Genomic DNA, 18,488 nt, shown 5'->3' on the forward strand with positions numbered 1-18,488 from the left:
CGTTAACCTGTACCGGCCTCATCGCCAGTAAACCAGCTCCCCGCAGGCACCCACGAACCGCAAGGTTCGTGCAGTACCTGCGGGGAGCTGGCTTGCCGGCGATGAGGCCCGTGTTTTTTCCGCACAGGAGATGTTCTGCGTGCAGACGCCTATTCCCGTAACCGTACTCACAGGCTTCCTTGGCGCTGGCAAGACCACCTTGCTCAAGCACATGCTGAAGGCCGAGCACGGCCTGAAACTGGCCGTGATCGAAAACGAATTCAGCGAAGCCGGCATCGACAGCCAGCTGCTGGGTGACCAGCCGGTGCAGGTAATGACCCTGGCCAACGGCTGCGTGTGCTGCAGCATCCACGGTGACCTGACCCGCGCCCTGTACCTGCTGCTCGAGCGCCTGGATGCTGGTGAAATCGCCTTCGACCGCCTGGTGATCGAATGCACTGGGCTGGCCGACCCGGCGCCGGTGGCACAAACCTTTTTCATCGACGAGGAGCTGCGTGATCGCTATATCCTCGATGGCATCATCACGTTGGTCGATGCCATGCATGCCGAGTTGCACCTGACCCAAACCATTGCCCAGGCCCAGGTCGGCTTTGCTGACCGCCTGCTGCTGAGCAAGACCGACCTGGTCGAGCCGGCTGCTGTCGAGGCCCTGCGCGAACGCTTGGCCCGCATCAATGGCCGGGCGGCTGTCCGTGTGGTTGAACACGGCTGCATCGATCTGGCAGAACTACTGGATGTGCGCGGTTTCAACCTCAACCCGGATCTGGGCGCAAACCTGAAACCCCAGCTGCGCCCGGTGCTCAAGCCCGCGACCCCGGACCGTATCGGCACCATGGTGCTGCGCACGGAAACCGCCCTGGACATCGACCGCCTCAGCAGCTTCATGAACGAGCTGCTGGAAACCCACGGCAAACAGCTGCTGCGCTACAAGGGCGTACTGAACATTGCCGGCGAGGAGCGCAAGCTGGTGTTCCAGGGGGTGCTCAAGCTCTACGGTTTTGACTGGGACGCCGAGTGGGCCGAAGGTGAAACCCGCGAAAGCGTGATGGTATTCATTGCCGATGACCTGCCCGAGGCTAAGATTCAGGCTGGGTTCGAGGCGCTGGCTGCGGACTGACCCGGCGCGGGGTTTGCGGGGCGAACCATTGCGGCCATGAGCTGCGGTGGCGGGTCTCCACCTCGATGCACGGGATCAGCCGCTCGGTCAGAATGGCGGTTTGCCCCACGGCCTTGGCGGTGCGGTACTTGATGCTGTGGATGCACTCGCGGTCGCCAAACTCGCAGCGGTTCAGCGCGGTACCCCCGCAAGGGCCGTTGGCCAGGCCCTTGGGGCAGGTTTCCGGGCAGATATACAGGGTGTCTTCCAGGCGGCAGTGGCCGCAGGTATCACACCCTGCCAACGGGCGCTTCACGCTGCGCTCCAGTGTGTGCAGCACGTGTGCGCCAACCCGGGTAGCCCACACTGGCTGGCGCACCGCCCAGCCGAACGCCTTGCTCAGGCTGTTGCGGCGGCTGAACAGCAGTGCATGCATGCCATGCATCAGGTGATAACGGGTTTTCTCCTTGAAGGAGGCATCGACCCGTGATTCGCCGTCGCGCCAGTTCGCCTGGGGCGGATGGAAGGTTACCGCCGGCAGGCCGGGCATCTGCCAGCTGGCATGCCAGGCGGGTACCCATTGTTCCAGCGTGTGAACCTGCGCTTGCCAGTGCTCAAGCCGCTCCTCCAGGGCAAGCAGTTGTTGCAGCCCGTGGATACCTGACAGGTGCACACCGGCGTAGCCCATCAGTTTCGTGCCAATGATCTGCAAGGCCAGGCGGTCAACGCTGCGCGCCAGGGCAAAGGCCTTGGACTGCGCCGTTTCTGCTTCGAGCATTTCGCGCATGGAGGGTGTCACGGTAACGCCAGCCACGTGGTCGAGCATTGCCGCTCTGCCGTGGGTCAGGCTCATGAGGCAGGCCAGCATGGGCCTGGGCGCGGCCTGGCGGCGCATCCAGTGCATGGCTTCCTGGTGCTTTGCTGCGTCGAAGCCCAGTTGCAGGGTGAGGAAGTCGGCCCCTGCAGCCAGCTTTTTCTCGGCCTTGAAGTATTGCGCGCCGCCTTCTTCCTCGTGGTACTTGAACGGGTTCAGCGCCGCGCCCAGCAACCAGTGTGGGCAGGCCTGGCGGGCAATCTGCAGGGCCGCCACCGACTCCAGATAGCGCACGGGGCGCTGGCCAGGCTCATGCCCTGGCAGGCGATCGCCGGTCAGCAGCAACAACTGGTCGAGGCCGGCGGCGTCCATGTGTTGCAGTTGGGCGAGCAAGTGATGGCGTTCGCGGTCCTTGCCGGAAAAATGCGGCAGCGCAGGCACGGGGGTGTCGAACGCGGCGAGGGCGTCCAGCGGCGACATGTCCAGCGGGCTGCCGACGCGGTCGCCGATGGCCACGGTCATTGGCCAGCCGCACAGGTGCCCGCGGGCCATGATCGCTTGCATGGCGGTGAAGCGTTCTGCGGAGGCTTTAGGGACGAACTCCATGACACAGACGAAGTTCTGTTCGCGCAGCGCGGTTTTCAGCAGGCTCATGAGGCCGGGCACCTGGTTTGGTCAGGGTGGCATTGTGCGGCAGATGGCGGGCGAGGTCATGTCCCGATGCGCAGGGTGTTGCTCTGAACGAGACATCGGTTGTGCCGTACTCGGGCAGGCGTCGAACCGCCACGAAATGGCCGGTACAGCCCATGCACATACTTGATCATGAGAATTTCTTGAGTTCATCTCAAATTTTATGAGTTTGTCTCAATACCCTCATCAGCCGGACAATCCTTTCATTATTTCGAGCATGCTGAAGGGACAAGACATGGCACTGGCACATAACCTGGGCTTTCCACGTATTAGCGGTGACCGCGAACTGCGGGCCCGCCACTGGCAAGTGCAGAAAGACGTCGGTATCCACCTGCTGCCAGTCGGCGACTTCGCCCAGAACGACCACGTGCTGATTACAGGCGACCAGCCGTTCGCCCTGGACTGGGGGCCACTGTTCGAAGAAGTGGAACACGCCAAGGCCCTGGGCCATGCGGTCAAGCCGGTGATTATCGGCCCATTGACCTACCTGTGGCAGGGCCAGGCCCTGGGCGGTGACTTCGACAGGCTGGAGCTGCTCGAGCGCCTTCTGCCGTTGTATGACGAGGTCCTCAATCGCCTGGCTGCCCAGGGCGTTGAATGGGTGCAGATCGACGAACCGATCCTCGCCCGGGAACTGCCGCAAGACTGGAAGAATGCCTTTGAGCGCGTCTATAACATCCTTCAGCGCGCACCGTTGAAGAAGCTGATCGCGACCTATTCGGGTGGCCTCGATGGCAACCTCGGCCTGGCCGCCAACCTGCCGGTCGATGGCCTTCACATTGATCTGGTGCAGGCACCTGAGCAGTATCAGAGCATTCTCGACCGTTTGCCTGCTTACAAGGTGCTGTCGCTGGGCCTGGTCGACGGCCGCGATGCCTCGCCGTGCGACCTGGACAAGATGCTGGGGCTGCTGCATGAGGCCGACGAGCGCCTGGGTGAGCGGCTGTGGTTGGCGCCGGCCTGTTCGTTGCTGGAAAGCCCGCTGGACCTCGCTGTGCAGAAGTGCCAGGAAGTGGTGATGCTGGCCGCTTCGCTCGGGCAGTACCGCGCTGCGGCCTGATCCTGTGCTGGCTGTACCGGCGCACTTCGCGGGGCCCGCGGGAGCGGGTTCACCCGTGAAGGCGCTGGGTGTGCTGGACTACATCAGCGCTCGATGGCCAACGCCACACCTTGCCCACCACCGATGCACAAGGTCGCCAGGCCTTTTTTGGCATCGCGCTTGATCATCTCGTGCAGCAACGTCACCAGCACCCGGCACCCGGAAGCGCCAATCGGGTGGCCCAAGGCAATCGCCCCGCCATTCACGTTGACCCGTGCTGCATCCCATTCCAACGCCTTGCCCACCGCCAGGGCCTGCGCGGCAAAGGCCTCGTTGGCTTCGATCAGGTCCAGGTCATTCAACTGCCAACCGGCCTTGTCCAGGCAGCGCTGGGTCGCCGAAACCGGGCCGATGCCCATGATTGCCGGGTCTACCCCGGCGCTGGCATAGGCGGCGATCTTCGCCAGCACCGGAAGGCCCAGGGCCTTGGCCTTGGCGGCGCTCATCAGTAGCACGGCGGCAGCGCCGTCGTTCAGGCTGGAGGCGTTGCCAGCGGTAACACTGCCGTCCTTCTTGAACGCCGGGCGCAGCTTGCCCAGCGATTCGGCGGTGGTATCGGGGCGCGGCTGCTCGTCCCGGTCGAAGACTTTCGGCTCACCCTTTTTCTGTGGCAGCACGATAGGGGTGATTTCCGCATCGAAGCGGCCAGCCTCGATCGCTGCCACCGCCTTGCGTTGCGATTCGGCGGCGAAGGCGTCCTGCTGTTCACGGTCAAGGCCGTACTTGTCCACCAGGTTTTCGGCAGTGATGCCCATGTGGTAATCGTTGAAGGCATCCCACAGGCCATCGGTGATCATGCTGTCGATCAGCTGGCCATGGCCCATGCGCTGGCCGGTACGGGCCGAGGGCATCACGTAGGGGGCCAGGCTCATATTCTCCTGGCCGCCGGCAATCACCACTTCGGCGTCACCGCAGCGGATGGCCTGGGCTGCCAGGTGCAGGGCCTTGAGGCCCGAACCGCAGACTTTGTTCAACGTCAGGGCAGGGACGCTGAAGGGCAGGCCGGCCTTGATCGCGGCCTGGCGGGCCGGATTCTGCCCGGCGCCGGCGGTAAGCACCTGGCCGAGGATGACTTCGTCGACCTGCGCCGGGTCCAGCCCGGTCTGCTCCAGCAGGCGCTTGATCACGGCGGCGCCGAGGTCGACCGCAGGCACAGTGGCCAGGGCGCCCTGGAAGCTGCCGATGGCGGTACGGGTTGCGGCGACGATGACCACGTCGTTCATGTTGTTGTTCTCCGGGCAATGGGCGTAGTGCCCCAAGCATCGGCGGCTTTGGCTTATTTGTTAAGTTTGTTTTTCTTTACGGTTGATGTGAAAAGCAAATGAATGCGCGCGGTTCGGCCAGGGGATCTTGCTGCGAAATCTTGACGGGTTGAGTGCGGCGGTTGGCGCGGGCTCGACCGCCGACAGGCCTGCGCAGGCACGCCACAGTTTTGCATCCCCATGATCACCCCGTAATATGTGTCGGATAACCTGCGGGGGTAGTCTCACCCTCTGATCAACAGGAATCGCCCTCGAGCGGCGCTTCCCCGGCATAAACCTGACGAGGTACAGACATTGGCCATCATTCATCCTAAGGTTCGCGGTTTCATCTGCACCACGACTCACCCGAAGGGCTGCGAGCTCAACGTCCGTGACCAGATCGAAGCCACCCGCAAGCTGGGCGTGCGCGAGGATGGCCCGAAGAAGGTCCTGGTCATCGGTGCTTCCAGCGGCTACGGCCTGGCAGCCCGCATCACCGCAGCGTTCGGCTTCAAGGCCGACACCCTGGGCGTGTTCTTCGAAAAGCCAGGCACCGAGACCAAGGCCGGCACCGCTGGCTGGTACAACGCTGCGGCCTTCGACAAGTTTGCCAAGGCCGAAGGCCTGTACAGCAAGTCGATCAACGGCGACGCGTTCTCCGACGAGGCCCGCGCCAAGGTCATCGAGCTGATCAAGAACGAAATGGGCGGCAAGGTCGACCTGGTCATCTACTCGCTGGCCTCGCCAGTGCGCAAGCTGCCACAAACCGGTGAAGTGATCCGCTCGGCACTGAAGCCGATCGGCCAGCCGTACAAGTCGACCGCCATCGACACCAACAAGGACACCATCATCGAGGCCAGCATCGAGCCGGCCACCGAACAGGAAATCGCCGATACCGTCACCGTGATGGGGGGCCAGGACTGGCAGCTGTGGATCGACGCCCTGGCCGGCGCCAACGTGCTGGCCGAAGGCGCCCGTACCGTGGCGTTCAGCTACATCGGCAGCGATATCACCTGGCCGATCTACTGGCACGGTGCACTGGGCCAGGCCAAGCAGGACCTGGACGAAACCGCCCTGCGTCTGAACCAGAAGCTGGCCGGTGAAGTGAAAGGCGGCGCCAATGTGGCGGTGCTCAAGTCGGTGGTTACCCAGGCCAGCTCGGCCATTCCGGTGATGCCATTGTACCTGTCGATGGTCTTCAAGATCATGCAGGAGAAAGGTGTTCACGAAGGCACCCAGGACCAGCTCGACCGCATGTACCGCGACCGTATGTACCGTACCGACGGTGCGCCGGCAGAGGTCGACGAGAAGGGGCGCCTGCGCCTGGACGACTGGGAACTGCGCGACGACGTGCAGAATGCCTGCAAGGCCCTGTGGCCACAGGTGACCACCGAGAACCTGTTCGAGCTGACCGACTACGCCGGCTACAAGAAGCAGTTCCTCAACCTGTTCGGTTTCGAGCGCGCTGACGTCAACTACGACGAAGACGTGGCTACCGATGTGAAGTTCGACTGCGTCGAGCTGTAATCGGGTCAGCCTGTACCGGCCTCTTCGCGGGCAAGCCCGTGAAGAGACCGGTACAGGCGACAAAATCTTTGCTAGTTTTGGCGCACAACGACAGGAAATGCGCCATGAGTAGCCTCACCCAACCCGCTACCCCATTTCGCCACCCTGCGGCCGACGGTTACAGCCTCGGTGGCTTCGTCTGGCGCCATGCCCAACCTGACCCCCAGCGCCCGCTGGTGATCATCAACGCTGCCACTTCGGTACGCTGCCGCTACTACTCCCGTTTTGCCGACTACTTGTTCGCCCACGGCTGCGATGTGCTGACCTACGACTACCGTGGTATCGGTGAGTCCCGACCGGCTTCGCTGCGCGGCTTCCAGGCCTCGTGGAGCGACTGGGGCCGGCTCGATTTCGAGGCGATGCTGGCGCACGCGGCTGAGCACTTCCCTGGGCAGCCGGTGGATGTGGTGGGGCACAGTTTTGGAGGTTGCGCGGTTGGCCTGGCACCGTCGGCCGGCCAGGTGCGGCGTGTGGTGATGGTAGGCGCGCAGTTTGCCTACTGGCGCGATTACGCACCCGACCAGCGCTGGCGGCTAGTTGGCAAATGGCATGTGGTGATGCCGCTGCTGAACTGGGTGTTTGGCTACTTCCCCGGCAAGCGCCTGGGTTGGCTGGAAGACACGCCATCCGGCGTGGTGCGTGACTGGACCACCCGTACACCGCGTTATGAACAGCGTCCCAGCGGTCGCGCGCTGGCAGTACTCCCGTTCGCCCAGGTACGGGCGGCGACGCTGGCCATCAGCCTGACCGACGACCCCTTTGGCACGGTGGAAGCGACCGAGCGTTTGCTGGGTTATCTACAGGGGACCGAGCGGCGGCACCTGCGGATTGCACCTGTGGATATCTCGGTTGGGGAAATTGGCCATTTCGCGTTCTTCCATGACCGGTTTCGCGAGAGTTTGTGGCCGGTGACGTTGCAGTGGTTGCAGCGGGGCCGGGTGCAGGGCGGGGGGCCGGGAACCCTCCTGGAGTGATGCGGGGTTCGATAGTGCGGGGCCGCAAGGCGGCCCCGGCCATCTCAAGCCTTGCGCGAAAGCGGCTGCGCGGTGAACTTCACCCCGGCCAGCCCATGCTTGATCAGCGCACGGATATTGCCATGGTCACTGCCCTCAGGCGTGGCCAGCACATCACGGTAATGCTCGCCAAAAGCCAGCAGCGCTTCCTTGTCGCTTAGCCCTTCCAGCAACGCCAGGCCCAGGGTCTTGCACGACCCCTCGTTCTGCCCGGCCGCATTTTCCACGCCGCCATTGTTGAAGGCTTGCGGCTGGTAGCTGTAGTGGTCGGCAATGAACGCCAAGGTGTCGGCGAATGCATGTTGGCCGCTGGCCAGGCTGGCGCGCAGGGTGTTCAGATCAGTCACGAGGTTTTCCTTTTTCGAACGCCGCTTGCTGCTCGGCGCTGGCTTCTTTCTGGTATTGGGCTTTCCACTCGGCGTAAGGCATGCCGTACACCGCTTCACGGGCGTCATCCAGGCTCAGGTCGAGCTGGCGCTCGTCAGCCGCTGCCTTGTACCACTTGGACAGGCAGTTGCGGCAGAAACCGGACAGGTTCATCAGGTCGATGTTCTGTACGTCGGTGCGCTTTTGCAGGTGGTCGACCAGGCGCCGGAACGCGGCGGCCTCGAGTTCGAGTTGTTGCTGTGGCGTCATGGGGTTCTCTCAAGTCATGCGGTTCTTCAGGTGGCGGCCACCGTTGATGACCACCTGGCTGCCGGTGCTGTATTGGCTGGCGAGCAGGTATTTGACCGTCTCGATCAGCGGACCGGCGCCGGGTTCGAACTCCAGCAGGGCCTTTTTCAGGGTTTGCTGGCGGTAGGCTTCGTCACCCCCTTCCTTGAGGATCAGCAGCCCGGGCAGGATACCGTTCACATGCACCGTGGGCGCATATTTTTCGGCGAATGACAGCACCATGTTCTGCAACGCCGCCTTGGTGGCGGCATAGCCAATGTGGCTCTTGCTGCCGCGTGAAGAGGTTTCGTCGCAGATGTGGATGATGTCGGCCTTTTCCACCTTGGCCAGCAGGTCGCCGAGTGCCAGGTTGAGGTGGTAGGGCGCTTCGACGTGCAGGCGGAACATGGTTTCGAGGTTGTCGAGGCCGTCGTCGAGCCACAGTGAGGCGTTGTGGATGATCGCGCGCAGTCCATCGTAGTGGCTGTGCAAGTGGTCGATCAGCGCCTGGCGGTCGGCCGCCAGGCACAGGTCTGCCTGGAACTGCACGATGTTGGGGTGGGCCGCCTGTGGCTGGACGCTGCGGCTGGCACTGACCACCGTATGGCCGGCCTGCGCCAGTTCAAGGGCCAGGGCCAGCCCGACGCGCTGGCTGGCTCCGGTAACGAGAATGGGGCTGTTCATGTTCGGGCGGTCAACTTTGTCTGTCCTTTGGTTGCTGCCCAGCATACCCGAACTGTTTGCCTGTTGTATGGCCTGGCCTCAGTGGCTGCGCCTGTCCCCTGTCATGTTCGGGGAGGCCTGTAGACAACCGGCTGGCAAGCGGGTGGACAGGTAGATCGTCAGCGGTGTCTGGCCTGGTGCACTCAGCCGGCAAACGATTGCATCCTGCGCCCGGGCTGTCGTAGTAGACTGTGTGTTCAACTTCCGCACACGGGTAGGCCGTGCAGATGAACGAACAGGGACGTAAGCCGGTGATTGATGCGAGCTTCAAGCAGCAGGTACTGTTTCCGATTCGTGAAGTTTCCCGCCTGACCGGCGTCAACGCAGTGACCCTCCGCGCCTGGGAGCGTCGTTATGGGCTGATCCAGCCAATCCGTACCGACAGTGGCCACCGCCTGTACTCCCAAGCCGATATCGACGATATCCGCAGTATCCTCGGCTGGCTGGAGCGCGGCGTTTCCGTCAGCAAGGTGGGCAGCATTCTTGCTCGTAGCCATGCCATTGCCGGGCATACCAGTGGCGCATCGGATGCCTGGCTGCGCTGGCAGCACCAGATTCGCCTGGCGGTGCAATGCTTCGACCTCGTAGGGCTGGGCCGCCTCTACGAGGAGGTATTTGCTGCCTGCACGCTGGATCAGGTTTTTGCCGAAGTCTTCATGCCTGTTTGGCATGACATGGCCGTGCGCCGCGGCGGGTATGGGCAGGCCAGCGAATGGCTGTTCCTGGACCAGTTCTTGCGAGGTCGGGTGTTCGCACGTTTGCAGCTTGCCCATGGGCCGCGTAGCCGCACCGTGCTGCTTTCGCCGTTACCGGGCCAGTGCCATGAGCTTGAACTGCTGGTCACCAGCCTGATCCTGGGCAGTGACGAAACAGGCGTGACCCCACTGGTTTGCGGGCAGCCGCTGCAAGAGTTGGCGCTGGTCTGTGAGCGTCTGAAGCCGGACGCCCTGGTGCTGTTTTCCCATCAGCCGCTCACCGCAGAACTTACCCGGCAACTGACGCGCTTGGCGGCAGTGCTGGATTGCCCGTTGTTGCTGGCCGGGGAAGCGGCAGAAATCGCGCACGACAGCCTGGCTGGCAGCCCTGTTGCCTGTCTGGGAGCACAAGGTGATGTGATGCGTCAGCGCTTGAGGCAGTTTCTGGCAGGTCAGCTGGATACCTGACTGTGCAGCTCGGGGTGGGCGCGGCGATGAGCCTGGAGAATGTAGTCGCGCAGACGTTCGATTTCTTCAGCCGGGCTTTGGCTGAGATCGTAGGCTGCCAGGTCCGGGCCGATGCGCCGGCCCAGAACACCATGCAATTCAATTGGGGGGATGCCGCCAGGGGCGAATCGAAGCTCGAAGCGGGCAGGTGCAGATGGCAGCTCACGCACCTCCAGCAGTACGCCCTTGAAGGAAATATCGCGCACCCACAGGCCGCTAGCGTGGTCATGCTCATCGAGCAACGGGCTCGGCTGGTCCATCGACAGGCGCCAAGGGCGCAGCATGGGGCCGTCTTCGTAGATTTCCGGTGAGCCCACTTGCAGGTGAAGGGCGTGGAACTCGTCTTCCACCAGTTGCAAAGGGAAGCTGATCTGCTGGTTGTTGAACTGGGCCTGCAAGGTCACCTGCTCGTTGGCCACCAGCTGGGTAAGCAGACTTTGGATGCGGCGGTCACCATTGACCAGCAGGCTCGACATGGAATCGGCCAGGTTCAATTGCGGCGAGTGCTGCATGTTCTGTATGAAATCCAGCTCGGCCTGGGTCAGGAGCGCATCTGCTTGCATGATCGAACTCGGTAGTAGCGATTTCTTCAACGTCATTGACCGTGCAGGGCGCGCTTGGTTCAGGCGCGTTCGTCGGGTTTCGGATGAGCGCGCAGTTCGGCCAGTTCCCGCTCCAGTTCGACCTGGCGGCTGACGTCCTTCTGGATACCGATGAAATAGGTGCGTTGGTCGGCATCGCGCTTTACCGGGGTGATCGACAGCTCGTTCCAGAAAGCGCTGCCATCCTTGCGGTAGTTGCGCAGCACTTCGCGGCACGGGCGGCCTTCAGCCAGCGCCCTGCGAATGCGTGCGCGGCCCAGCTGGTCACGGTCGTCGCCCTGCAGGAAACGGCAATCCTGATAGAGGATTTCGTCACGGCTGTAGCCGGTCAGGCGTTCGAAGGCGGCATTCACGTAGATCAGGATGGTGTCGTCGCCTTCCTGTTCGGCAACCACGATCCCGTCATTGGACGCATCGACCATCGATTGCAATAACTGCGCATTGATCATGTTCTGGCCACTGGGCGACAAGGGGCGGAGCGGGGCTGAGGATGGCGACTTTGGTAGAGGCGGCCTTTTGCCAGCGCTGGATGCTAGTATCCTACGTTTTCACTCAGTTTCGGAATCCTCTACCCGATGAAAGTCGCCATTATTTCCGGATCGGTCTATGGCACCGCCGATGAAGTCGCCCGTCACGCAGAAGCACTGTTCAAGGCAGCAGGCCTGGAGGCTTGGCATGCGGCACGCGCAACTTTGCAGGACCTTGAAGGTTTTGCCCCGGAAGCCCTGCTGGCCGTGACCTCGACTACTGGCATGGGTGAGCTGCCAGACAACCTCATGCCGCTGTACAGCAGCATCCGTGACCTGCTGCCTGCAGCCTGGCGTGGCTTGCCGGGCGCAGTGATTGCGCTGGGCGATTCCAGCTATGGCGATACTTATTGCGGCGGAGGCGAGCAGATGCGCGAGCTGTTTGCCGAACTGGGCGTGCGCGAAGTGCAGCCGATGCTGCGCCTGGATGCCAGCGAGACAGTGACCCCCGAGGCGGATGCAGAGCCATGGTTGGCTGAGTTGATCACCGCATTGAAAGCGTCCTGACCCCGGGCCTGCTCGGTCTCTGGGTGCCGCCTTGGCGGCGAGAGGGGCAGGGCAGGCTGCACCCTGAAAAGCCGGTCAGCGGTGATGTTCGCGTAGCAGCGCCAACCACGCCTGTGCCGCCCGCGACAGGTACCCCCCGCGCCGCCAGATAAAGGCAATGTCCCATCGCAAATCCCCCGGCGAACGCAGCGGCAAGCGCACCACCCCGGGGCGCTCGAGTGCCTTTGCCACCACGCGGGGCAGCAACACCACGCCCTGGCCCGCCGCTACCAATGCCACCAAAAAGTCCGCCTGGCCACTGCGCCCGCCTTCCTTGGGGGTAAACCCCTGCTGCTGGCACGCTTTCAGCAGCCGGTCATTCAGCACGAAGCTGCGCTGGTACAGCAGGAACGGCGTACCGGCCAGCTGCCCCAGGTCCACCTCGGTCAGGTCCGCCAACCCATGGCCCGCCGGCAACAGGGCATCCAGCGGTTCGTTGCAGAACGGCTGGTACTCGAACGACTCGTCAGTGGGCGTAAGGCTGCCGCCCAGCTCCAGTTCTCCACTCTTGACTGCCTGTTCGACGCTTCGGCTGCCACCTTCGAGCAACTGGATGGTGATGTTCGGGTGGCGCCGCCGGTATTCGGCGAACAAGCCTGCGAACAGTGCATCACTGCCCAGCATCGGCAAGCCCAGGCGCAGTTCACCGCGCTCCATCTGGCCAAGGTCGTCCAGTTCGTTCAGCAGCGCTTGACGCTGGCGCAGCAGGGCCTCGCCCCGCTCCAGCACGATGCGTCCAGCAGCTGTCAGGTGTAGCTGCGAGGCTTGGCGCTCCAGCAGCGGCTGGCCCACATCTTGCTCCAATTGGGCCACCTGCTTGCTCACGGCCGACTGGCTGACGTGCAGGGTCTGTGCGGCCTGGGTAAAGCCGCCGCGGTGGACCACTTCAATGAAGCTGCGCAGTTGTTTGAATTCCATGTCCGGATTCCATTATGGAATGGCGATCAGTCTAACAATTCGCTTCTGGCCTGGGCAGGCGAATCTTAAAATAAGGGCTTGTCGAGGAACCCCGCCATGAAACCCGCGTTAATCAAAAATGCCCTGCGCCTGCTGGTCGAGCTGGCGATTCTGTGTGCCCTGTTCCTGCTTGGCGGCCAGCTTGCCCGTTGGCTGGGCTGGCCGATTCCTGGCGGGGTGATGGGCCTGGCGCTGTTGTTGATACTCTTTGCGTCCGGTGTGCTCAAGCCGGCGATGCTGCAACTGGGCGCGGGCTGGTTGATGGCCGAGATGCTGCTGTTCTTCATCCCGGCGCTGATGAGCCTGCTCGACTACGGCGCGCTGATCCGTGATGAGGGCTGGCGCATCCTGCTGGTGATCGCCGTGAGTACGCTGATGGTGATGGTGGTGACCGCCCTGACCGTGGAGCTGGTGTGCCGCTGGAGCTTGCGTCATGAGCCTTGAGCCCATGCCGCTGTTCTGGCTGGCGCTGACTCTGCTGGCCTATCTGGGCAGCCGCTGGCTGTATCGGCGCAGCAAGCGTTACCTCTTTTCGCCATTGATCCTGGTACCGGTATTACTGTTGGCGGTCGCTGTGCCGCTGCATACCGCCTATGCCGAATATGCACGCAACACCCATTGGTTGATGAGCGTGCTCGGCCCGGTGACTGTGGCCTTTGCCGTGCCGATCTGGCAGCAGCGGGCCATGCTGGCGCGGCATTGGCCGGCACTGATGGTCGGCATGGTGGCTGGCAGCAGTGCTTCGATCGCCAGCTCGTGGGGGCTGGCGCACCTGTTGGCGTTGGACAGCGCAACCAGCCTGTCGCTGGTGCCGCGCTCCATCACCACGCCATTCGCCATGCCCTTGGCGCATGACCTGGGGGGCGTGCCAGAGCTGACCGCCGTGTTCGTGATGTTCACAGGTGTGCTCGGCGCCATGTTCGGCGGTGTGCTGCTGCGCTGGTTACCGCTTCGCACGCCGCTGGCGCGGGGGGCATTGTTTGGCGTTGGCGCGCATGGCGCCGGGGTGAGCCGGGCGCAGGAAGTCGGGCGTGAGGAAGGCTCGGTGGCCGGGCTGGTGATGGTCCTGACCGGGCTGATGAACCTGTTTGCGGCGCCGCTGCTGGCCATGCTGCTCTGACCGTTCGTGCCACTGACTCGCTCAGTCATCAAGCTGGCTGGCAACGCAAGTTTCAGCCCATGGGCTGCTGGCTAGACTCAGCCTCGACATAGAGAGCACATGTAAGTGCCGAGGTGACTTGCAATGACCGCAGCCTTGCCCTATTCCGCCAACACCTACCCGGGACCGATCTGATGCCTTTGGCCGAAATTCCATTGTGCGTCTGGCGAACCCGGGGACAAAGCTTCACATTCCGGGGCCAGAGCATCCGCTACTGGACCGCAGGGCAAGGAGAGCCTCTGCTTTTGTTACACGGCTTCCCCACCGCCAGTTGGGACTGGCATTACTTGTGGGGGCCCTTGACCCAGCGTTTCAGGGTGATTGCGTGCGACATGCTCGGCTTTGGCGATTCGGCCAAACCGGTCGATCACGCGTACAGCCTGATGGAACAGGCAGACCTGCAACAGGCCCTGCTAGCCCACCTGCACGTCGACCAGCCAGTGCACCTGCTGGCCCACGACTATGGCGGCAGCGTGGCCCAGGAGCTGCTGGCGCGGCATCATGAACAGCGTGTCGAGGTTGCCAGCTGCGTGTTCCTCAACAGTGGGCTGTTTGCCGAAAGCTGCCGCACGCTGCTGATCCAGAAGCTACTGTTGAGCCGCTTCGGCTGGCTGGTCGGGCGCTCGTTCGGGCGTGACGACCTGGTGCGCAATGTCAGCCAGGTCTACGGCCCCTGCACCCACCCCAGTGAGAGCGCGTTGGATGACTTCTGGAGCCTGATCGCCGCCAACCGTGGCACGCGCATCCTGCACAAGTTGGTGGGCTACATGCCCGAGCGCAGTTTGCACCGCGATCGCTGGGTCGAGGCGATGCAGCGCAAGGGCGTGCCCCTGCGCTTGATCAACGGAATGGTCGACCCCTTGTCCGGCGCGCACATGCTCGAGCGTTATCGGCAACTGGTGCCGGAGCCTGACACCGTACAGTTGCAGGGCATTGGCCACTACCCGCACACCGAAGCGCCGGTGCAGGTGTTGCGGCATTACCTGGCCTTTCGTGAACAGCCGCTGAACTACCCCCAGCCGAAAATGGCGTGGTCCTGACGGGGCCTCATCGCCCTGCGTTATTGCCAGGCATTCAGCCTGCACGAGCTTGATTGTCCGCCCACCGCTGGGGGCGGACACTCGGCTGACCTGAACCTGCCTGGAGCCTTGAGCATGAGCGAGCCTGTCCGTCTGCAAGATCGCGTGGTAATCGTTACCGGTGCCGGAGGTGGCCTGGGCCGTGCCCACGCGCTGCTGTTCGCTGCGCGGGGTGCCAAGGTCGTGGTCAACGACCTCGGCGGCTCTACCCACGGTGAAGGTGCCAGCGCCTCGGCTGCCGACCGGGTGGTGGAGGAGATCCGCGCCGCCGGGGGCAGCGCGGTTGCCAACCACGACTCGGTCAGCCACGGCGCGCGCATTGTCGAGCAGGCCCTGGACAGCTTTGGCCGGGTCGATGTGCTGGTGAACAATGCCGGCATCCTGCGTGACAAAACCTTCCACAAGATGGACGACAGCGACTGGGAGCAGGTTTACCAGGTGCATGTCGAGGGCGCCTACAAAGTCACCCGCGCGGCCTGGCCACACCTGCGCGAGCAGAACTGGGGCCGGGTGATCTTTACCGCCTCCACCTCCGGTATCTACGGCAACTTCGGCCAGGCCAACTACGGCATGGCCAAGCTGGGCCTGTACGGGCTCACCCGCACCTTGGCGATCGAGGGGCGCAAGCACAACATCCTGGTCAATGCCATCGCCCCCACAGGTGGAACACGAATGACCGAAGGGCTGATCCCGCCGCAGGTGTTCGAGCGGCTCAAGCCCGAACTGGTCAGCCCGCTGGTGATGTACCTGGGCAGTGAGCAGTGCCAGGGCAGCGGCGAGCTGTTCGAGGTGGGCGGTGGTTGGGTCGGCAAGGTGCGTTGGGAGCGTAGCCTGGGTGTGGGCTTTGACCCCCGCGAAGGCTTTACCCCCGAGCAGGTGGCGCAGAACTGGGCGCGCATTGGTGATTTCGACGGCGCGGTGCACCCGCAGGACAGTTTGCAGGCGCTGCAGCAGATGATGGAAAACCTGCAGAAGTACCCGCTAGGTTGAAATGGGTAATGACTGCGCAGACCTTTTGCCGGCTCGCGCAGAAGGGCACTTTATCCAGGCCATAAAAAAGGCCGCTGCAAGCCGCAGCGGCCAATCGAGACGTTAGATCAAGGAGCTTCAAAATCTACGTCGGTGAACCTCGCAGGCCTGAAAGGCGGGGGGAGAGCCCTTCATGCCGGCCAGTGAGTGAAGAATAAGCGCTTGATCCCGTGGGAAAAATAGCCCCTTATGACATTCACCTTTACGTTTCGGGCAACAGTGAAGCTGCTGCTCAGGCGGCGGGCGAATAGCCCATGCGCCAGCTGGTCTCGCGCGCGGCCGCCAGCAACCGCAGTGCTGCGGGGCCGTGTTCGTCGGCATGGAAGATCGACGTCGGCCCGACCACGGTCATCACCGCTGCAACCTGGCCCATGGCATTGAAAACCGGTGCCGAGAGCGCGTCCACGCCCGGCATCAACAGGCCGTGCACATGGTGCAGGCCACGTTCGCGAATGCCTGCCAGCAGCGCCTGGTAGTGGTCGGCATCGTGCCCCAGGGCAGCCAGCTCACGGTCACGCAACTCTACGGTTTCGCGCTCGGGCAGGTAGGCAGCGAACACCAGCCCGGTAGACGAGCTAAGCAGTGGCAGCACCGAGCCGATTTGCGTTACCACCGTGACTGCACGTACCGCCGGTTCGATGCTGACCACGGTCGCACCCTGGTTACCCCACACGGCAATGAAGCAGCTTTCATTCAGTTCGTCGCGCAGTTGCGACAGCGGCAGCGCGGCTATTTTCAGCACGTCGATGCTGCCAAGCGCCGCCAGCCCCACCCGCAGTGCCTCACGCCCCAGGCCGTAATGGTTGGTGGCGGCATCCTGCTCGGCAAAGCCGCTGGCGATCAACGCCTGCAGGTAACGGTGCACCTTGCTTGCCGGCATCTGCACATGCTCTGCCAGGCGTGACAGCGAGGTGGACGGGGACAGTTCGGCAAGGGCTTTGAGGATGTCGGTGCCGACCTCCGCCGAGCGGACTTTCTGCTTGCCGTTATCGGCGGGGGAGCTGGCTTTGGTCATGGACATCTTCTTCTGCATTTTTCAAGTCGGGCCTTTATAGCTTGACGCCATGCGCGTAGCAAATTACGTTATTCGTAATCTGATTACGATAAAAACAATGCAGACGCGCTGCCACCCCACCTCGGGGCAACAGCCAGCTGCCCGCAACGGCTCGGCCAGAGCCCGGAGGCACCGATGACTCGCGACCCCTCACCCGACCTTCACTACCTCAGCGGCTTCGGCAACGAATTTGCCAGCGAAGCCCTGCCAGGGGCCTTGCCGGTCGGGCAGAACTCGCCGCAGAAGGCGCCCTACGGGTTGTATGCCGAACTGCTTTCGGGCACAGCGTTCACCATGGCCCGCAACGAGCTGCGCCGTACCTGGCTGTACCGTATTCGCCCCTCTGCATTGCACCCGCGTTTCGAGCGCCTGGCGCGTCAGCCGCTGAGTGGGCCGTTGGGGGGCATCAACCCCAACCGCCTGCGCTGGAGCCCACAGCCGATTCCCGGCGAGCCGACCGACTTCATCGAGGGCTGGCTGCCGATGGTGGCCAACGCGGCGGCAGAAAAGCCGGCTGGTGTCAGTATCTATATCTACCGCGCCAACCGCTCCATGGAGAGGGTGTTCTTCAACGCCGATGGCGAACTGCTGCTGGTGCCGGAACTGGGCCGCCTGCGCATCGCTACCGAACTGGGGGTGATGGAGGTCGAACCACTGGAAATTGCAGTGATCCCGCGCGGCATGAAGTTCCGTGTCGAACTGCTCGATGGCCAGGCCCGTGGCTATATCGCCGAAAACCATGGGGCACCACTGCGTCTCCCGGACCTGGGCCCGATCGGCAGCAACGGCCTGGCCAACCCGCGCGACTTCCTTACCCCGGTAGCGCACTACGAAGAGGCCGCAGGGCCGGTGCAACTGGTGCAGAAGTTCCTGGGCGAGCACTGGGCCTGCGAGCTGCAGCACTCGCCGCTGGACGTGGTCGCCTGGCACGGCAGCAACGTGCCGTACAAGTACGACCTGCGCCGCTTCAACACCATTGGCACGGTCAGCTTCGATCACCCGGACCCGTCGATCTTCACCGTGCTGACCTCGCCGACCAGCGTGCATGGCCTGGCCAACATGGACTTCGTGATCTTCCCGCCACGCTGGATGGTGGCCGAGAACACCTTCCGTCCACCTTGGTTCCACCGCAACCTGATGAACGAATTCATGGGCCTGATCAATGGCGCCTACGATGCCAAGGCCGAGGGCTTCGTGCCGGGCGGTGCGTCGCTGCACGGGGTGATGAGCGCCCATGGTCCCGACGCCGAAACCTGCGAAAAAGCCATTGCCGCCGACCTGGCACCGCACAAGATCGACAACACCATGGCCTTCATGTTCGAGACCAGCCAAGTGCTGCGCCCGAGCCTGCAAGCCCTTGAATGCCCGCAATTGCAGGCCGACTACGATAGTTGCTGGGCGACCTTGCCGAGCACCTTCAACCCGAACCGGAGATAA

Annotated in this window: 20 protein-coding genes; 11 read left to right on the forward strand and 9 right to left on the reverse strand. The window is 63.2% G+C overall.

All coding sequences use genetic code 11. The features are described 5' to 3' along the window. Nucleotides 1-139: 139 nt before the first annotated feature. A complete protein-coding gene (yjiA, locus tag OO258_RS20840) occupies nucleotides 140-1,117 on the forward strand; it encodes a GTPase (protein WP_266032267.1) in 978 nt (325 codons plus the stop codon). Here the strand turns inward: yjiA and OO258_RS20845 are convergent. Continuing rightward, entirely contained in the window at nucleotides 1,077-2,564 is a 1,488-nt protein-coding gene (locus OO258_RS20845) for a methylenetetrahydrofolate reductase C-terminal domain-containing protein (protein WP_266032268.1), read from the reverse strand. The two genes, yjiA and OO258_RS20845, sit on opposite strands and share 41 nt — an antisense overlap. Before the next feature lie 271 nt (nucleotides 2,565-2,835). Here OO258_RS20845 and OO258_RS20850 point away from each other — a divergent pair, with 271 nt between their 5' ends. Continuing rightward, complete coding sequence (locus OO258_RS20850; RefSeq protein ID WP_266032269.1) at nucleotides 2,836-3,660, forward strand: 5-methyltetrahydropteroyltriglutamate--homocysteine methyltransferase; 825 nt, start codon at nucleotides 2,836-2,838, stop codon at nucleotides 3,658-3,660. A gap of 83 nt (nucleotides 3,661-3,743) precedes the next feature. On the opposite strand, the gene OO258_RS20855 is transcribed toward OO258_RS20850, so the two are convergent. Then, the gene (locus tag OO258_RS20855; protein ID WP_266032270.1) at nucleotides 3,744-4,922 is read right to left on the reverse strand and encodes an acetyl-CoA C-acetyltransferase; all 1,179 of its coding nucleotides are present in this window, start codon (nucleotides 4,920-4,922) and stop codon (nucleotides 3,744-3,746) included. Nucleotides 4,923-5,255: 333 nt separating this feature from the next. Between OO258_RS20855 and fabV the strand changes: the two genes are divergently transcribed. After that, a complete protein-coding gene (fabV, locus tag OO258_RS20860) occupies nucleotides 5,256-6,467 on the forward strand; it encodes an enoyl-ACP reductase FabV (protein ID WP_003251642.1) in 1,212 nt (403 codons plus the stop codon). Between the two features lie 104 nt (nucleotides 6,468-6,571). Continuing rightward, on the forward strand, nucleotides 6,572-7,480 hold the full coding sequence (locus tag OO258_RS20865) for an alpha/beta fold hydrolase (protein WP_266032271.1): 909 nt from the start codon (nucleotides 6,572-6,574) through the stop codon (nucleotides 7,478-7,480). A 44-nt stretch (nucleotides 7,481-7,524) separates the two neighbouring features. Here the strand turns inward: OO258_RS20865 and OO258_RS20870 are convergent, their stop codons facing one another. The 3 genes from OO258_RS20870 to folM are packed head-to-tail and all read right to left on the reverse strand — an operon-like array spanning nucleotide 7,525 to nucleotide 8,902. Beyond that, entirely contained in the window at nucleotides 7,525-7,866 is a 342-nt protein-coding gene (locus OO258_RS20870; protein ID WP_266032272.1) for a HopJ type III effector protein, read from the reverse strand. Continuing rightward, nucleotides 7,859-8,155, reverse strand: a complete 297-nt coding sequence (locus tag OO258_RS20875) for a DUF1244 domain-containing protein (protein ID WP_146230333.1) — start codon at nucleotides 8,153-8,155, stop codon at nucleotides 7,859-7,861. Before OO258_RS20875 ends, OO258_RS20870 begins: the two co-directional genes overlap by 8 nt. 9 nt (nucleotides 8,156-8,164) lie before the next feature. After that, nucleotides 8,165-8,902 (reverse strand): dihydromonapterin reductase, encoded by a 738-nt coding sequence (gene folM, locus OO258_RS20880; RefSeq protein WP_266032273.1) that lies wholly within the window; start codon nucleotides 8,900-8,902, stop codon nucleotides 8,165-8,167. Between the two features lie 221 nt (nucleotides 8,903-9,123). Here folM and OO258_RS20885 point away from each other — a divergent pair, with 221 nt between their 5' ends. Beyond that, complete coding sequence (locus OO258_RS20885; protein WP_266032274.1) at nucleotides 9,124-10,059, forward strand: MerR family transcriptional regulator; 936 nt, start codon at nucleotides 9,124-9,126, stop codon at nucleotides 10,057-10,059. Here the strand turns inward: OO258_RS20885 and OO258_RS20890 are convergent. Beyond that, nucleotides 10,044-10,661 (reverse strand): hypothetical protein, encoded by a 618-nt coding sequence (locus OO258_RS20890; RefSeq protein WP_266032275.1) that lies wholly within the window; start codon nucleotides 10,659-10,661, stop codon nucleotides 10,044-10,046. The two genes, OO258_RS20885 and OO258_RS20890, sit on opposite strands and share 16 nt — an antisense overlap. Before the next feature lie 59 nt (nucleotides 10,662-10,720). Next, a complete protein-coding gene (locus OO258_RS20895) occupies nucleotides 10,721-11,149 on the reverse strand; it encodes a PAS domain S-box protein (RefSeq protein WP_110742523.1) in 429 nt (142 codons plus the stop codon). A 126-nt stretch (nucleotides 11,150-11,275) separates the two neighbouring features. On the opposite strand from OO258_RS20895, the gene OO258_RS20900 reads away from it, so the two are divergent. Further along, on the forward strand, nucleotides 11,276-11,734 hold the full coding sequence (locus OO258_RS20900; RefSeq protein WP_266032276.1) for a flavodoxin: 459 nt from the start codon (nucleotides 11,276-11,278) through the stop codon (nucleotides 11,732-11,734). A gap of 75 nt (nucleotides 11,735-11,809) precedes the next feature. On the opposite strand, the gene OO258_RS20905 is transcribed toward OO258_RS20900, so the two are convergent. Beyond that, nucleotides 11,810-12,691: a LysR family transcriptional regulator gene (locus OO258_RS20905; protein ID WP_266032277.1), complete on the reverse strand. Its 882-nt coding sequence runs from the start codon at nucleotides 12,689-12,691 to the stop codon at nucleotides 11,810-11,812. Between the two features lie 96 nt (nucleotides 12,692-12,787). On the opposite strand from OO258_RS20905, the gene OO258_RS20910 reads away from it, so the two are divergent. From OO258_RS20910 to OO258_RS20925, 4 genes are all read left to right on the forward strand, one after another. After that, entirely contained in the window at nucleotides 12,788-13,174 is a 387-nt protein-coding gene (locus tag OO258_RS20910) for a CidA/LrgA family protein (protein WP_110742526.1), read from the forward strand. Further along, nucleotides 13,164-13,850 (forward strand): LrgB family protein, encoded by a 687-nt coding sequence (locus tag OO258_RS20915; protein WP_266032278.1) that lies wholly within the window; start codon nucleotides 13,164-13,166, stop codon nucleotides 13,848-13,850. The genes OO258_RS20910 and OO258_RS20915 overlap by 11 nt, the downstream gene beginning before the upstream one ends. Nucleotides 13,851-14,023: 173 nt before the next feature. After that, nucleotides 14,024-14,929 carry an alpha/beta fold hydrolase gene (locus tag OO258_RS20920; RefSeq protein WP_266032279.1) on the forward strand — a complete coding sequence of 302 codons (906 nt, stop codon included), beginning with the start codon at nucleotides 14,024-14,026 and terminating at the stop codon, nucleotides 14,927-14,929. Between the two features lie 114 nt (nucleotides 14,930-15,043). Continuing rightward, nucleotides 15,044-15,958, forward strand: a complete 915-nt coding sequence (locus OO258_RS20925) for an SDR family oxidoreductase (protein ID WP_266032280.1) — start codon at nucleotides 15,044-15,046, stop codon at nucleotides 15,956-15,958. Nucleotides 15,959-16,229: 271 nt separating this feature from the next. On the opposite strand, the gene OO258_RS20930 is transcribed toward OO258_RS20925, so the two are convergent. Next, nucleotides 16,230-17,012, reverse strand: coding sequence for an IclR family transcriptional regulator (locus OO258_RS20930; protein ID WP_110742890.1), 783 nt, complete (start codon nucleotides 17,010-17,012; stop codon nucleotides 16,230-16,232). Nucleotides 17,013-17,186: 174 nt separating this feature from the next. On the opposite strand from OO258_RS20930, the gene hmgA reads away from it, so the two are divergent. After that, nucleotides 17,187-18,488 (forward strand): homogentisate 1,2-dioxygenase, encoded by a 1,302-nt coding sequence (gene hmgA, locus OO258_RS20935; protein WP_266032281.1) that lies wholly within the window; start codon nucleotides 17,187-17,189, stop codon nucleotides 18,486-18,488.

Origin of the sequence: Pseudomonas sp. DCB_BI, from assembly GCF_026240995.1 — a bacterium.
In the GTDB taxonomy this organism is placed as follows: domain Bacteria; phylum Pseudomonadota; class Gammaproteobacteria; order Pseudomonadales; family Pseudomonadaceae; genus Aquipseudomonas.